This is a genomic window from Cellulomonas sp. H30R-01, assembly GCF_010119915.1.
GTDB classification, from domain to species: Bacteria; Actinomycetota; Actinomycetes; order Actinomycetales; family Cellulomonadaceae; genus Cellulomonas; species Cellulomonas algicola.
Map to the genome: position 1 here is coordinate 1571271 of NZ_CP048210.1, position 15107 is coordinate 1586377.

The 15107-nt window shown below is 71.2% G+C and carries 13 protein-coding genes; all 13 read right to left on the reverse strand.

The window, feature by feature from the left end:
* Positions 1-23: 23 nt before the first annotated feature.
* The 13 genes from GXP71_RS06900 to GXP71_RS06960 all read right to left on the reverse strand — a co-directional run bounded on the left by GXP71_RS06900 (position 24) and on the right by GXP71_RS06960 (position 15091).
* Positions 24-827 (reverse strand): hypothetical protein, encoded by an 804-nt coding sequence (locus GXP71_RS06900; protein WP_162352052.1) that lies wholly within the window; start codon positions 825-827, stop codon positions 24-26.
* Between the two features lies 1 nt (position 828).
* Positions 829-1530, reverse strand: a complete 702-nt coding sequence (locus GXP71_RS06905; RefSeq protein WP_162352053.1) for a PilN domain-containing protein — start codon at positions 1528-1530, stop codon at positions 829-831.
* Positions 1527-2591, reverse strand: coding sequence for a type IV pilus assembly protein PilM (gene pilM / locus GXP71_RS06910; RefSeq protein WP_162352054.1), 1065 nt, complete (start codon positions 2589-2591; stop codon positions 1527-1529). The genes GXP71_RS06905 and pilM overlap by 4 nt, the downstream gene beginning before the upstream one ends.
* 99 nt (positions 2592-2690) lie before the next feature.
* Entirely contained in the window at positions 2691-3500 is an 810-nt protein-coding gene (locus GXP71_RS06915) for an A24 family peptidase (protein WP_162352055.1), read from the reverse strand.
* A gap of 15 nt (positions 3501-3515) precedes the next feature.
* Entirely contained in the window at positions 3516-5054 is a 1539-nt protein-coding gene (locus tag GXP71_RS06920) for a hypothetical protein (protein ID WP_162352056.1), read from the reverse strand.
* Between the two features lie 11 nt (positions 5055-5065).
* Entirely contained in the window at positions 5066-5728 is a 663-nt protein-coding gene (locus GXP71_RS06925; protein ID WP_162352057.1) for a type II secretion system protein J, read from the reverse strand.
* Complete coding sequence (locus GXP71_RS06930; RefSeq protein ID WP_162352058.1) at positions 5721-7496, reverse strand: hypothetical protein; 1776 nt, start codon at positions 7494-7496, stop codon at positions 5721-5723. Before GXP71_RS06930 ends, GXP71_RS06925 begins: the two co-directional genes overlap by 8 nt.
* Before the next feature lie 216 nt (positions 7497-7712).
* A complete protein-coding gene (locus tag GXP71_RS06935; RefSeq protein ID WP_162352059.1) occupies positions 7713-9653 on the reverse strand; it encodes a hypothetical protein in 1941 nt (646 codons plus the stop codon).
* Complete coding sequence (locus GXP71_RS06940) at positions 9650-10399, reverse strand: prepilin-type N-terminal cleavage/methylation domain-containing protein (protein WP_162354244.1); 750 nt, start codon at positions 10397-10399, stop codon at positions 9650-9652. The genes GXP71_RS06935 and GXP71_RS06940 overlap by 4 nt, the downstream gene beginning before the upstream one ends.
* Positions 10399-11484, reverse strand: coding sequence for a type II secretion system protein (locus tag GXP71_RS06945; protein ID WP_162352060.1), 1086 nt, complete (start codon positions 11482-11484; stop codon positions 10399-10401). Before GXP71_RS06945 ends, GXP71_RS06940 begins: the two co-directional genes overlap by 1 nt.
* A 99-nt stretch (positions 11485-11583) precedes the next feature.
* Positions 11584-12036, reverse strand: coding sequence for a type II secretion system protein (locus GXP71_RS06950; protein WP_162352061.1), 453 nt, complete (start codon positions 12034-12036; stop codon positions 11584-11586).
* Between the two features lie 152 nt (positions 12037-12188).
* Positions 12189-13421, reverse strand: coding sequence for a type II secretion system F family protein (locus GXP71_RS06955; RefSeq protein WP_202924382.1), 1233 nt, complete (start codon positions 13419-13421; stop codon positions 12189-12191).
* Positions 13418-15091, reverse strand: a complete 1674-nt coding sequence (locus tag GXP71_RS06960) for a type IV pilus twitching motility protein PilT (protein WP_162352063.1) — start codon at positions 15089-15091, stop codon at positions 13418-13420. The genes GXP71_RS06955 and GXP71_RS06960 overlap by 4 nt, the downstream gene beginning before the upstream one ends.
* Positions 15092-15107 lie beyond the last annotated feature (16 nt).

A 15107-nucleotide genomic window follows, 5' to 3' on the forward strand; every position in this document is an offset into this window, starting at 1 on the left:
CCTTCCGGTCGTGCGACTCGGACCTACTGGCCCGGGATGGGCAGCAGCGGGTTCTTGCCGGGGACCGCACCGGGCAGCGCGGGCGGCGCGGCCTCCTCGGTCGGGGGCACCGCCAGGGCGTCGGGGAGCACGTACGTCTGGCCCGAGATGATGAGCTCCAGGTCACCGGGCGCGGTCGCCGGACGACCGGCCCCCGCGTCCGCCTGGTCCTGCGCCGTGCCGACCAGGCCGGTCACCAGGAACAGGCGCGGCGTCGCGTTCTGGATGTCCGACAGGAACGCGATCACGTTGTCGTACGTGCCGAGCGCGGTGATCGAGAACGGGATCGCCGCGAACCCGGCGGGCGCGCCTGCGGCCTGCTCGGGGGCGGCCGTCGCGCCCGTGCCGTCGGTCGCACCGGTCGCCTCGGTCGAGCCCTCGGCGGGCACCTCGCCGGCCGGGGTCTCCGCGGCGGGCGCGGCGGCGGGCGGCGCGACGACGACGGCCTGGGCCGTGCTCGGGGACACCCCGACCAGCGTGACCGAGTGCGCGACGGCGATCGCGTCGAGCTCGCGGATGTACGCCGCGAGGTTCGCCTCGACCGGGATCTGCGTCCGGAGCGCGTCGAGCTGGGCCCGGTACTCGGGGAGCTTCGCGAAGTCCGCCGCGAGCTTCTTGACGCGGAGGTCCAGCAGGTCGTTCTGCTCGCGCGTCTGCTGCGCCTCCGTCCGCAGCTCGGCCGCGGCGGCGAGCGTCGGGGAGATCGCGAGGAACCACGCGGCGACGGCCATGACGAGACCGATGAAGACCGTCCCGCCGATCCAGGTGCTCTTCTTCGCACCACTCATGTCAGCTTCCCTCCTGGACCGCGTCGAAGCGGTGGGCGTACGCGGTGTCGGTGAACTGCACCGTGGCGATGACGTTGTAGAACACGCCGTCCTCCTCGGTGAGCTCGGCCGACGTCGCCCACGGGTCGGTGAAGCCGGGGACGCTCGCGAGCGAGTCGATGAGCGCCGCGACGTCGGGCACGGTCCTCGAGTACGCCGTGAACTGGATCTGGCCCACGGACGGACCCTGCAACGGGTCGGTCGGCGCAGCGGCCGGAACGGTCGGGGTCGCGCCGGTCACCGTGAACGTGTCGAGGTAGACGCCCGCGGGCAGCACCGCGGTGATCGCGTCGACGTACTGCTTCCACTCGACCTCGGTCGACATGCCGACGGAGCGCGCGGTCGTCGCCTGGTCGAGCGCACCCAGCACCTGCGGCACCTCGGCGTACTTCTGCTGCTCGAGCTGGAGGCGCTCGGTCTCGGTCTGCGCCTCGGCGAGCTCGGTCGCGGCGGACGCACCGGAGATGAGCGCGAGCCCGAACCCGCCCGCGCACAGCGCGAACGTCACGATCAGCGAGATGAGCAGCCAGCGCTTCGTCGCGCGCAGACCGCGGGCGGCGCGGACCTCGGGCGGCAGCAGGTTGACCTGCGGGAGGGTGCCGCTCAGGGCGGTCCCGCCGCCGCCGGACTTCGTCCGCGGCTTCTTCTCCAGGACGGTGCTCATGCGGCGACTCCGTAGGCCAGGCCCACGGGCAGGGCGACGAACGACTCGTGCCCGTTGAGCGACTCTCGCGAGAACGACTTGGCAGCACGCAGGCCCAGCAGCGGGTCGCCCAGCGTGACCGGGATGCGGCTCGCGCTCGAGAGGTACTGCCCGAGCCCCGGCAGCTGCGAGCCGCCGCCCGTGAGGACGATGACGTCGATGGCCGCACCGTTGTTGTTGCTGCCGTAGTACACGAACGTGTTGCGCACGGACTCCACGAGGGTGCGCACGACCGAGCCGACGGCCTCGGCCGCGTCCTGGCGCTCACGCCCGACGGCGAAGCCCACGCCGACCTCGCGCTTGACCCCCTCGGCCTCGGCGGCGGAGATGCCCATCGCGCTCGCCACGGCGTTCGTGATGTTCTGGCCGCCGGTGGGCAGCGAACGCACGAGGCGGGGCGTGGACTGCGACGAGATCACGACCGTGGTGATGGTCGCGCCGATGTCGACGAACGCGGCGGTCGCACGCGCGAGCTCACCGCGGGCGAGGGCCCGGTGCAGCGCGAACGCGTTGAGGTCGACCATGCGCGGCCGCAGACCGGCGCCCTCGACGGCGAGGACGTTCGCGGTGACCGTGTCGCGCTGCGCCGCGACGAGCATGCCGTGCACGGCACGACCCTGCGGCCCGTCGTACTCGGCCGTCGGGAAGAAGTCGAGCAGCGCGTCGTCCGTCGACATGGGGAGCATCTCGTGCACCTGGTACGGGAGCGACGCCTTGATCTGGGGCAACGGCATCCAGGGCAGGTCGAGCTCGCGCACGATGACGCGCTGGTTGCCGACGCCGATGATGACGTCCTTGGACTCGAACTTGGCCTGCGCCCACAGCTGCCGCAGCGCCTGCGAGACGGTCTCGGGCTGGACGACCTCGCCGTCACGCACCGCACCGAGCGGGAGCTGGACCTGTCCGAAGCGGACGAGGGTGGGCGGGTTCTTCCCGGTCGGGCCGCCGCTGCCGAACTCGATCTCGGCGGCACGGACGCAGGACGAACCGATGTCGAGCCCGATGACACGTGTGGTGGCCACGAGGGTCCTTCCGGGAAGGGCGACGATTCAACCCTGCTATCGGCCGGGACCCCTCCCGACTTGAGCGCTGCGCACCAGTTGTCTGCGCTGCGTGCCTCGTCAGAGGGCGCCGAGGTACGCACCCCAGATCGACTCGCCGACGACGACGCCGACCGCGGCACCGGCGAGCATCCAGGGCCCGAACGGGATGCCGGACTTGCGGCCCGCGCGGCCCGCGACGAGCAGCCCGACCGCGTACACGCCGCCGAGCAGGAAGGCCGCGAACCAGCCGACGAGCAGCGCGCCCCACCCGAACCAGCCGAGGTACAGGCCGAGCACGCCGGCGAGCTTGACGTCGCCCAGCCCCATGCCGGCCGGGTAGACGAGCACCGTGACGAGGTAGACGACGAAGAGGATCGCGCCTCCCGCGAGCGCCCGCACGAGCGCACCCCAGTCCGACGTGCCGCCGGGGTTCGCGCTCGCGAGGGCGAGCAGGGCCAGGGCGACCGGGTAGGACGGCAGGACGATCGCGTCGGGGAGGCGCTTGGTGTCGATGTCGATGAGGGTGAGCGCGACGCTGATCGCGGCCAGGTAGAGCAGCGCGGGCAGGATCCACGTCGGGCCGGCGAACCAGGCGGTGAGCGCGAACAGCACGCCCGTCGCGGCCTCGACGGCCGGGTAGCGCGCGGAGATCGGGGCGCCGCAGTCGCGGCACCGGCCGCGCAGCAGGAGCCACGACACGACGGGCACGTTGTCGCGGGCGCGGATCGCGTGCCCGCACCGCGGGCACGCGCTGGGCGGGTGCACGACCGACTCGCCGCGCGGCACCCGCCAGACGACGACGTTGAGGAACGAGCCGACGAGCAGCCCGAGGAGGCCGACGACGACGGGCAGCGCGGTGGAGAGCACCTGGACCTCGGCGGACGTCATGCGTGGGCTCCGGGGTCAGGCGTTCTCACGCTTGTACAGGATCTCGAGGTTGTAGTACTCGACGGCGGTCGTGGCCGACTGCACGCCCCAGACGGGCAGCGGCTGGTAGTACATCTCGAGGCGGTTGTCGATGGTAGCCGTGCCGCCCGCGTAGATCTGGCCGTAGTGCTCGGTGTTGTTGGCCTTGCGGATGCTGCAGGGCGAGTACATGAGGACGTCGACGGTGTTCTGCACGCTGACCTGGTTGTCGAGCGCGATGCCGTCGCCGCACGAACCGGGGTTGGTGACCGCGTCGTACGGCTGGATCAGGTAGAGGTTCCGCTGCTCGCCCGTGGTCGAGACGATGTTCGTCTGGTTGGAGAACGTGACGCCGGCCTTGGCGAAGAGCGCGAGGTTCTGGTTGAGCGCGATGTCGACGCCCTGCAGCGTGACCTTGTCGGAGCAGGTCGACACGAGGACGGTGGGGCCCGTGAGCTTCCACGAGTTCGCGTACATCCAGGCGCCGACGCCGTCGGCCTTGCCGTTGAGGCTCTTCGACTGGCCGTCGCGCCCGACGAGGTTCGGACCGTTGTACCAGCCGCACGGGAAGCCGGTGCGGGGGAACGTCACGACCGTGGCGTAGCCGTTCGCGGCCCACTCGGACTGCGCGGTCGCGTTCCAGGTGATGATCGGGAAGGTCGCGCTCGCCGGTGCGGGGACCGTCTGCCCGCCGACGCACTTGCCGGCCGTGCTGCAGACGTTGCCGGTCACGGTGCCGGACGCCCGGGCCTGCTGCCCGAGCCGCGCCGGGCCGAGCGAGATGCTGCCGTTGGAGACCAGGGCGCGGCCGTTGATCGTCACGCCCGGGTTCGTCGCGGTGATGCCGGTGCGGGCGTGCACGTCGACCTCGACGGTGCAGGTGTTCTCGAGGCGGACCTGCCCCTGCGCGTACAGGGAGCCGTAGAAGTGCTGGTTGTTGGAGCACGTCACGTCGCCGTTGGTGTAGACGTCCGCGTCGGGCTGGCCGTCCTGCCCGTAGATGTTGGCCTGGTTCGCGAGCCGGACGCCCGCGTTGCCGAAGATCGCCTTGTCGAGGTCGTTGCCGAACGACGGCGTGAGCCGGACGAGGGTCTCGACGGTCCGCTCCGCGGGCTGCGTCCCGACGATCGGGCCGGTGTCCGCGGTCGTGGTGATGGACGCCTGCGCGAGCCGCGTGGTCGCGAGGGCTGCGCACGGGACGACCGCGCCGGTCGCGTCGTAGTAGGTCACGGTCGCGGTCCGGTCGACGGAGTCGGCCGCGACGGTGAGCGCGTCGGTGAGCGTGCCGCACGGCAGGGTGCCGGGCGCGGTCGACTGGATCGTCGCGGTGAGGCGGTCGACCCGTGCCTCGGCGGCGGCGACCGCGACGGAGCGTGCGCGGTCCCGGCCCGTGGCGCGCGACTCGTACACGGCGACGCTCACGATGGTGAGCGCGAGCATGCCGACGACCATCGCGACGGCGACGGCCGCCACGATCGCGATGCCGTCGTCGTCCCGCCAGCGTGCGGGCGGGTGCGGCAGACGTCGAGCGAGCACTGGATCTCCCCTCAGGCCGGCGGCACGGGTGTGCACTGCCCGGCGTCGTACCCGTAGCTGGTGTTGCGACCCGTGAGGGTCGTGTCGACGACGACGTCCTTGCCGTTGCGTCCGTCGACGCCGATGACGTGCAGCTGCAGCGCGCGCTCCTTGTAGGGCGTCGACGCGCCGAGCAGGGTGAACGGCGGTGCGGTCGTCGACAGGCGCAGGTCGCGGGCGGCGACCGCCCAGGACGACACGGCTCCCCCGGTCTGCCAGTCGATCTCCCAGGACCGCATGCGCAGGATCGCGAGCCCCTCCCCCGAGCCGTCGTCGAGGACCTGCCACTGCACGCACTTCTCGTCGCCGTTGGCCTGCGTGAAGATGCGCATGCACGTGCCGGCGTTCGTCCCGACGGCCTGGCACGACGCGAGCATGCCGGGCTCGTTGGCGGGGCTGAACAGGACGTTGCCCGAGCGGACCTGCCGGTCGATGACGGCGACCGCGGAGCGCAGCTCGGTGACGGTCTGCGCCTGCGACTGCGCGTCGCCCGCGCTGCGCATGACGACGATCGTCGCCGACGTGACCATGACCATCGCGATGCCGAAGACGAGCATCGAGACGAGCATCTCGGTCAGCGTCATGCCGGTGTCGCGCGGGTGGCGGGCGCGCAGCCGGCGCAGGGCGTCACGCATTCGCGGCCACCTTGTACGTCGACTGCGCGACGAGCCCGCCGAGCGTCGTGGAGATGCCGAACCGGGCGACCTGCACGCCCCCGCGCTGGACGGTCACCGTGAGGACGCTCGTGACCGCCCCGCCGCCGTTGACGCGCGTGACGCACGCCTTCGTCTTGCAGTCGGTGACGAGGTTGCCGCTGCGGGTGGCGCCCGTCTGGGTGCGCTCGACGGCCGGCCGCTGGACGCTCACCTGACCCTCGTAGGTGAGGGTGACGTCGCCGAACGCCGCGGGGTAGGCGAGGGTCGTCGGCGGGACGACCCACGTCTGCCCGGCGGGGACGCTGCCCGACGGCGGTGTCGCGAAGCCGGCCAGGTCGACGGTCGTGTAGGCGGTGCCGGTCCAGACCTCGAGGGTCCCGGTGCGCGTGTACGCGGGCGTCCGCGCCCCCTGCCCCTCCTCCGCGCGGGCGGACTCGGTCAGGCCGGTCACGCGGACCAGCCCGGTCCCGAACCCGGCGGGCGCGCCGCTCGCGCCGGTCGCGGAGCCGAGGACGACGTCGCCCAGGCGGCGGGTGGACGCGCCGTACGCGCACCCGGTCTGCCCCGGGCCCGTCCCTGCGGTGCACGCCTCGGTGTTGGTCGCGGTCAGCTGCGCAGCGACCGAGCGGCCCGCCGTCGTGGAACCGCCGACGGTGGCCACCGTGACGGCCGAGCCCGCCGACCACCACGGCGCGTAGGTGAGCGTGGAGGACTGGGCGCCGGGCGTGAGGCTCGAGGACGCGCACGGCCGCAGGGCGGACGACGCCCCCGTCACGAGGCCCGTCCCGGAGGTGCCGGTGCAGTGCGACGCGCCGGCCGCGATCGCGGCGGACGCGGCCCCGCTGCTGCCGGGTGCGGCGGTCGACGTCAGCCTGCCGGCGGGGCCGGTGAGGTCGAGCCCGCTGCTGGTGTAGCCGGGCGTCGTGGCCGTGGCGGCCTGCCCGGGTGTCGACGACGGGTCGGAGTCCACCGAGGCGGCGGCGCTGGCGCCGGCCTGATCGGTGGTCGTCCCGTCGACGCGCGACGCCCCGGCCGTCTGCGCGTCGGCGTTCGCGGACGCGGTCTGCTCGACGAGGAGGGTCGCGGCGCTGCTCGGGAGGTTCAGCTCGAGCTTCGTCCCGCCGAAGCCCTCGACGGGCTGCGTCGAGTCGTCCGGGTTGGTGATGGTGATCCCGGCCAGGACCTGGCCCGACTGCGCGGTGAAGTACGACTGGCACGGTGCGGCGAACGGGCTCTGCGCCGTGGAGAGGCAGCCGGCGGGCGAGTACAGCACGGACTGCTCGGCGACGCGTCGCGTGCCCTTCGAGACCGAGCTCGACCAGGTGACGATCGCGGTCGCGGTGAAGGACTGCTGCCCGGCCCCGGTGAGCGGTGCTCTCGTCACGTACGTCGCGACCTTGTAGGTCACGTTGCCGACGGTCTGCTGCTCGACCTGCCCGGACCCCGACCAGCCGTTGCCCGGGCGGTTGACCACGAGCGGCTCGTCGAAGCCCGGGATCACACCGGTCGGGCGGAACGACGTGACCCCGCCCGTCGTGGTGACGAACTCGAGGCCGGACGACATGGCGGAGCCGTCGGGCTGCGTGACGGTGTCGTAGGGCAGGGCACGGAGCCGCTCGAGCGCCTGCGTCGCGAGCGAGGTCGCGGTCTGCCGCTGCTTGGCCTGCGCGATGGTGCCGAAGCTCGAGACCAGCAGGGCGAGCAGCGACGCCATCACGGTGAGCGTGATGAACATCGCCACGATCACCTCGATGAGCGTGAACCCCTCGGCGCGGGCTGCCCGATCCCTGAGCAGAGCGCGATGGTGCGTGCGGATGGTTCCTCCCGGTGGTGCACCGGACGACCGCACAGTGCAGCGACCGTCCCGTCCCCCTCAACGGCACGCGACGTCGCGGACTTGAGCGCGACGTCGCGTGCCGACCGAGATCTCATCCGGTTCTCATGCGCTCCCGGCGACCCACCGTCACTGACGCAGGTTCTGCGGCGTGGGGATCTCGCCGCTGTAGCGCATGGTCCACTCGGCGTTCGCCCACTCGGGGAAGAACGGGGGCCGCGAGTACTGGAGCCGGGTGTCGTACTGGTAGAGCTTCGTGTAGCCCTCGTTCCCCTTGCCGACGATGCCGCGCCACCGCTGCGCGATCGACCCGTTCACGAGCAGCGTGCCCGCGTCCCCGCCGACGTCGTACTTCTGGACGAGGAACGAGTGCAGCAGCGTCTGGATCGACCCGGCGATCTGCACGCCGTCCGCCGGCGTCTTCACCCCGGTGCCGGGGTCCACGTACCGGTTCGGCCAGCCCGACACCTCGCCGACGTTCTCGGGGGCGTCGGTGTTCCAGACGAGTCCGTTCGTCTGGCACGTGCCGTTCGGCCGGTAGGCCACGCACCGGGTCACCGACTTGATGTCGCCGACGCGCGGGTGGAAGACCTCGACCGCGTTGGTGGCGACCAGCCCGAGCATGTCGCGGTCGTTGTTCGAGAGCCCGCCCGCGAGCACGAGGTCGCCGGTGACGACCACGGACTGCGCCGCAGCGACCGTCACCCGGCCCTGGAGCACGCCCTCCACGTAGAGGTTGCCCTCGCCGCAGTACTTGGTCGACTCGAGCATGTTGGTGTCGGCCTTGTAGCTGGTGATGCTCGACGTGGGGTTCGTCTTCGCGGCGGAGAAGTCGCCGAGCGGCAGCGTCTTGCCGCTGGTCCCGCCGATCTCGCCCGCGTAGCACTGGCGCGACGCGCCGCCCGACGCGGCGACGTACACGACCATCTCGTTGGGGACGTCGACGAGCGCACCGGCCGTCGAGTTCAGGTCGGAGGTCGAGCCGCAGTTCGGGTCCGACGCCGTGCCGGGCAGCCGGATCGCGACGGGGGCCCGGTTGTTGTTGACGCTCGTCTTGTTCCAGACGCGCATCTTGCCGGGGCTCGTCGCGGTCGCGCCCTTCTCGAAGATGATGCGCGTCGACCCGAAGTAGTGGCACCCCGGGTGCGTCGCGAACTCCCCCGAGTTGTCCGGGAGGTAGAGCGGGTCGTCGTACTTCGGCTTCTTGCCGCTGAAGTCGGCCACCGAGCCGCTGCGCAGGCAGTAGCTCTCCCACGACGAGTTCGTCGTGCCGGCGTTCTTGCAGCGCGTGTCCGCGGTGTACACCTGCTCGAGGAACACCGGCTTGAGACCGCCGCGCGCCGTGCCGAGGATCGTGTCGTTGGTGAACACCTCGCCGTCCAGGCGGTCGCCGCCGATGAACGTGATCTCCATGCAGTCCGGGTTGTTCGCCGCGTTGTACGCGGACCGCCCGTTGTACCAGTACTTCGCGAGCGTGTTGCCGCTCCGGCCGCAGACGTCCGACGGGACACCGCTCGGGTAGTCCGTCTTGTTGTAGGCCTGGATGTTGGCGGGGTCCGCCGACTCGAAGTCGGTGTAGTAGACGTAGTCGGTCGAGGCGCCGCGGCCGACCGCGGTCTCGATGGTGCGGTAGGAGTCGCCCACGCGACCGGTCACCGTGAGCAGGTAGGTCCCCGTGCTGCCGTTGTAGGCCCCGACGAGGTAGTGGAACACCGGGTCCTTGGGACCGGTCGCGCCCGAGACGACCGGCTGCCAGCCGACCGGTGTGGTCGAGCTCCAGCCGCAGGAGTTGGTCGTCGTGACGGGACCACGCCAGGCGGCGTTCCCGCAGTCGACCGTGCGACCGTACGAGCTGTCCCGGTTGAGGCGGCTGATGAAGTCGTCCACACCCGACTGCGCGGCGGCCATGGCCCCGGTGTAGTCCTGGGTCAGACGCGAGAACCGCTGGCTCGAGACGGTGAACGAGAGCGCGGCGAACGCGAGCATCGCGAGCACGAGCATGGAGCCGACGACGATCACCAGGGCGGCGCCCCGGTCGTCCTCGGAGCTCCTCAGTCGACGCAGGATCACGGCGTGTCCGATTCCGGCCGGAGGACGGCCAGTGAGTTGGGCAGGAGGATGCGCTGGATGTACGTGGTGGTGCCGGTGCTCGTCTGGGCGTTGTCGCGGACCCGCAGCGTGACCTCGACCGAGAGGACCTCGCCCATGTCCGCCGCCGTCAACCCGCTGCTCGGCACCGTCATCGCGCTGCCGTCGTCGCGGTAGTACTGGAACAGCGGCGTGCCGCCGGACGTGCGGACGTCGGTGGCGAGGCGTCGGACCTGCAGTCGGCTGCGGCACGCCGCCGTCGCACCGGACGCCTCCGCGTTGCAGTAGGTGAATCCGGCGCCCGCCGCCGGGGTTGCGGTGTCCGGGCGTTGCACCTTCTCGACCAGCACGCCCGCGTCGGGCCCGCTGGTCGCGACCGAGTAGGAGATCCGGCTCGGCCCACGCACAGCCCCCGACGAGTTGTCGAGGTTGGCGTAGAACTGCATGGAGTAGGTGTTCGCGATGACGAACGCGTCGATGTCGCACGCGGTGGTGGTGCAGCTCGACAGCTTGTTGGGCTTCACGGCGGTCCGCAGCGTCTTGCTGAGCCGGTCGACCGACGCGCGCGCCACGTCGACCTGGTCCTGCCGCGTGATGTTCTGCACGGCCGTGCGCTGGAACCCGATCGCGAGGGTCGCCACCGCCGCGATGATCATCCCGAGGATCATCATGCTGACGAGCAGCTCCGGCAGCGACTGGCCGTCGTCGCGCCGCTGCGACACCCGCATCACGGCGTCACCGCCGGAAGCGGGACGTCGACCGTGACCGTCGAGCCGGGCTGGACTGCCGTCGTCGGGTAGCCGCCGCCCGGCGCCGTGGTGCCGAAGTACACGCCGTAGGTCGTCGGCCACAGGCCGGTCACGTCCATGGTCGCCGCCGTGATCGGCACGTTCCAGGCGCCGCTCGACCCAGCGAACTCCGACGCGACGAGCGTCACCACGTTCCCGAGGACGTCCGCGTCGGTCTTGGGTGCGCCCGTCACGGGGTCGACGAATCGCAGCTTCATCGTCGCGGCCTGGTCGTACGTGAACTGGACGCCGTTGTTGAGGCGGCCACGCTGGACGAAACCGACCGTCTTGGCGGGGCTCGTGGTGCGGGACACGTCCACGTACCCGGGGTCGACGACCCGCGCGGTGTACTCGGTGCCCGTGCCCGCTGCCGGGTTGACCTGGACGACGGCGCACCCCGAGGCGTCCGTGACGGCGCTGCGGGTCTCGCTGCCGGAGGACACGCTCACCGACCGACCGGGGTTCGGCGTGCCGGCGGCGGTCGAGACGCGGACCGCGACGAACGCGGCGTTGCCCTGCACGCCGTCGTCCTTGCGCGGCGCGAGCTGCGTGCTCGACGTCACCGCCTTGACCGAGCCCATGCGCGGCCACGTCACGCTCACCGTCACGCGCAGCGTGGGGTACGTCACCACGCTGCCGCCGTTGCACGCGGACTGCCCGTTGCCGACGACGGACCACGCGACGTCGCGACGCACGGTGTACGACACCCCGTCGACGACGAGCGGCGAGCCCGCGGTCTGGCCGGGGAGGTTGTGGGGGTTGACGACCGTCCCGGCGTTGGCGACGGTCATCGGCGCGGTCGCGCTGCGCGCGAACTCGTCCCGCACGATGTCGATCTCGCGCGCGGCGAGGTTCGCCGCGGCGACACGGTTGCGGTTGACGACGCTCTGCGCCTGGCTCTGCAGGACGACGCCGATGATCGCGAGGCTCATCGTCCCGAGGATCACCATCGCGACGACGAGCTCGATCAGCGAGAAGCCCGCGTCGACGCGCTGGGGGTCGGACGCGGGCTGGGGGTGCGGCATCTCGAGACCCTTTCGGGGAGTCACCACGTGCGGGAGGGGATCGGGCCGGACGGCAGATGGGGCGGGAGCGCGTGCTCCCGCCCCATCAGGACTGCAACGTCAGCAGGCAGCGCCCTTGACGAGGCCGTCCTGGGCCGAGTACTTCGCACGGCTCTGGGTGCCGCCCGAGTAGGTGACGTCGACGCACCACGTGGACGCGGCGTCCTGGATGGTCGACGTCGTGCCGGGCACGAACGTGACGGCGGTGATGTTCGACGAGGCCTTGCCGACGTCGACGCCGTTCACGGTGTACCGCGCCGGCGTGGCGCTCGAGCGAGCGACCTGGGCGGCGGTGAGGGCCGTCGTCGCGTCGACGTAGTAGGTGGCGATCTCCTTGCCGAGCGTCGAGACGTCCGACGTGGCGGCCGTGTCGTTCGCCTTCTTCCGCTGGTTGAGGAAGACCGGGATGGCGATCGCGGCGAGGATGCCGATGATGATCATGACGACGAGGAGCTCGATAAGGGTGAAGCCCTTGTCCTTCTCCTCGATGGACTTGCGGATGCGAGCGATCACTGCTGCTCCCTGTGTCACGTTGATGGTGTCGGTGTTCAACTTCAGTCCGGCGACCGCCGGTTCAGTCGTGCACCCCGGACATCGGCGGTGTTCGGTGGGGGCTTGAGCCGAAGTTCCGAGAAGTCCCAGAACTCACTCGCTCGGAGCATTCGTCATTCGATGAGGTTGAAGATCCCGAAGATCGGCATGTACATCGCGATCACCATCGACCCGACGATTGCCCCGATGACGACGATCATGATCGGCTCGATCAGGCTCGTGAGCTGCTCGGTCGTCGACTCGACCTCCTGGTCGTAGAAGTCGGAGACCTTGGCGAGCATCGTGTCCAGCGCACCGGTGTCCTCACCGACCGCCATCATCTGCACGACCATGGGCGGGAAGACGGGGTGCTGGGAGAGCGGACCGGCGAGCGACTCACCGCGGCGCACGGACTCCTGCACGGCCTTCGCGGCGCGTTCGATGACGAGGTTGCCGCTCGTCTCCCCCACGATGTCGAGCGCCTGCAGCAGCGGGACACCGGCGTGGATCATCGTGCCGAAGTTCCGGGTGAACCGGGAGATCGCGATCTTCCGGAAGAGCTGCCCGAAAACGGGCACCTTGAGCTTCCACGGGTCGACCCGTTCCCGGATCCCGCGGTCGTTCTTGTGCTTTCCCCACCAGAACGCGAAGATCCCGAGCCCGAGGATGGTCGGGATGATCGTGATCTTCAGCGCCTGCGACAGGAACATGAGGATCCGGGTCGGCAGCGGCAGCGTGCCGCCGAGCGACGAGAACATGCCGGCGAAGACCGGCACGATGAACAGCAGCATGCCTGTCGTGGCGAGGATCGCGACGATGAAGACGACGACGGGGTAGGTCATCGCCGACTTGATCTTGCCGCGCAGCTTGACCTCGGCCTCGAAGTTGTTCGCGACCGACAGCAGCGTCTGGTCCAGGAAGCCGCCGACCTCGCCCGCCTTGACCATGTTGATCATGAGCGGCGGGAACACGTCGGGGTGCTTGCCGAGCGCCGTGGAGAACGCGACGCCGACCTCGACGTCGTTGCGCACCTGGCCGAGCACCTTCGCGAGCGGCTTCGACTCGGTCTGCTCCGCGAGGATCGCGAGCGCCCGCAGCAGCGACAGGCCGGAGTCGATCATCGTCGCGAGCTGACGCGCCATGACCGCGAGGTCCTTGAGCGAGATCTTGTTGCCGCCGAAGCCGGGGATGTTGATCTCGGTGTTGAGGCCCGAGGTCGACACCTCGGAGATCGAGACGGCCGCGAGGCCCATCTCGCGGAGCCGGTTGGCGACCGCCGCCTGGTTGTTGGCCTCGACGCGGCCCTTGACGATCTTCCCGGACTTGTCCCGGACCGCGTACTCGTACGTCTTCGTGGCGGCCATCAGAAGGCCTGCCCGTACGAGCCGGTGCCCATCGTGGCCTCGTCACCGAGACCCACGGACCCCTGCGAGGCACCCGAGAACCGGCCGGTGAGCCGGTTGTAGTCCTCGACGTGGTGGCACTTCTCGAGCCCGAGCTCGTAGCTGATCTTGCCGGTCTTCACGAGGTCGGCGAGGTGCTGGTCCAAGGTGTGCATCCCCTGCTTCGCCCCGGCCTGCATGGCCGAGTAGATCTGGTGGGTCTTGCCCTCACGGATGAGGTTGCGGATGGCGGGCGTCGCGACCATGACCTCGGTCGCGACGGCACGCCCGGGGGCGTCGGACCGCTTGCACAGCGTCTGGCAGACGACGCCCTGGATCGCGCCCGCGAGCTGCGTGCGGACCTGCGCCTGCTGGTGCGACGGGAAGACGTCGATGATGCGGTCGATCGTCTGGGCGGCGTCCTGCGTGTGCAGCGTCGCGAAGACGAGGTGACCGGTCTCGGCCGCGGTGAGCGCGACCGAGATGGTCTCGAGGTCGCGCATCTCGCCGACCAGGATGATGTCGGGGTCCTGCCGCAGCACGTGCTTGAGGGCGTTCGCGAACGAGTGCGTGTCCTCGCCGACCTCGCGCTGGTTGATGAGCGACTTCTTGTGCCGGTGGAGGAACTCGATCGGGTCCTCGACGGTCATGATGTGGTCCTCGCGCGTGCGGTTCGCGAGGTCGATGATCGCGGCGAGCGTCGTCGACTTGCCCGAGCCGGTCGGGCCCGTGACGAGCACCAGACCGCGCGGCAGTCCCGCGAACGTGCCCACGACGGCCGGGACGCCGAGGTCCTCGAGCGGCTTGATCTCGTAGGGGATCACGCGGAAGGCCGCACCGATGGACTCGCGCTGCTGGTAGATGTTCACGCGGAACCGGGCGAGGCCGCGCACCGCGTACGAGAAGTCGAGCTCGAGGTTCGCCTCGAACGTCTCGCGCTGCTTCTGCGTGAGGATCGAGTAGATGACGCGGCGCAACGGCTCCGGCATGAGGGGCGCGTAACCGTCCATGGGTCGCAGCGAGCCCGCCACGCGCACGGTCGGCGGGGCGCCCGTCGTGAAGTGCACGTCGGACGCGCCGAGCTTGACCATCTGGCCGAGCACGTCGTCGATGAGGATGTCGTCCTCGTGCCGGTCCTGGCCGACGCCCGACCGCGCCGACCGGTCCCGCGCGGCACGCGGGAGGCCGTCGCCGGCAGGGGGCTTCGTCAGGGCGGGGGCCGCGGGCGCGGGCGGTGCGGTGGGCACGTGCCCCGGCGCTCCGGGGAGAGCGCCGGCGGGGGGCGCTGCGGGCTGCGGCACGAACGTGCGACCGCCCAGACCGGCGACCCCCGCGGCGGCGGGACCTCCGGGGGCAGGCACGCCCGCGCCGGGCGTCGCGAACTCGGGCTGCACGGGTCCATGCTGGTAGGCGGCCCCGGGAGCACCCACCGCGACCGGCCGGGGCGGCTGCACGGGGACAGGCGCCCCGGACGGCGGCGGGGCACCCGCACCGGCGAGCGGCACCGGGCCGCCCGGCACGGGGCTCTGCGACGGGATCGGCGAGTACACGGGCTGACCCGGCGCACCGGGCGGCCCCGCCTGCGGCCCGACGGCGCGGTAGGGCGGCAGCGGCCGCGTCGGCTCCCCTGCGGGCGGGCGGTAGGACTCGCTCACGTCATTGCCTCCACAT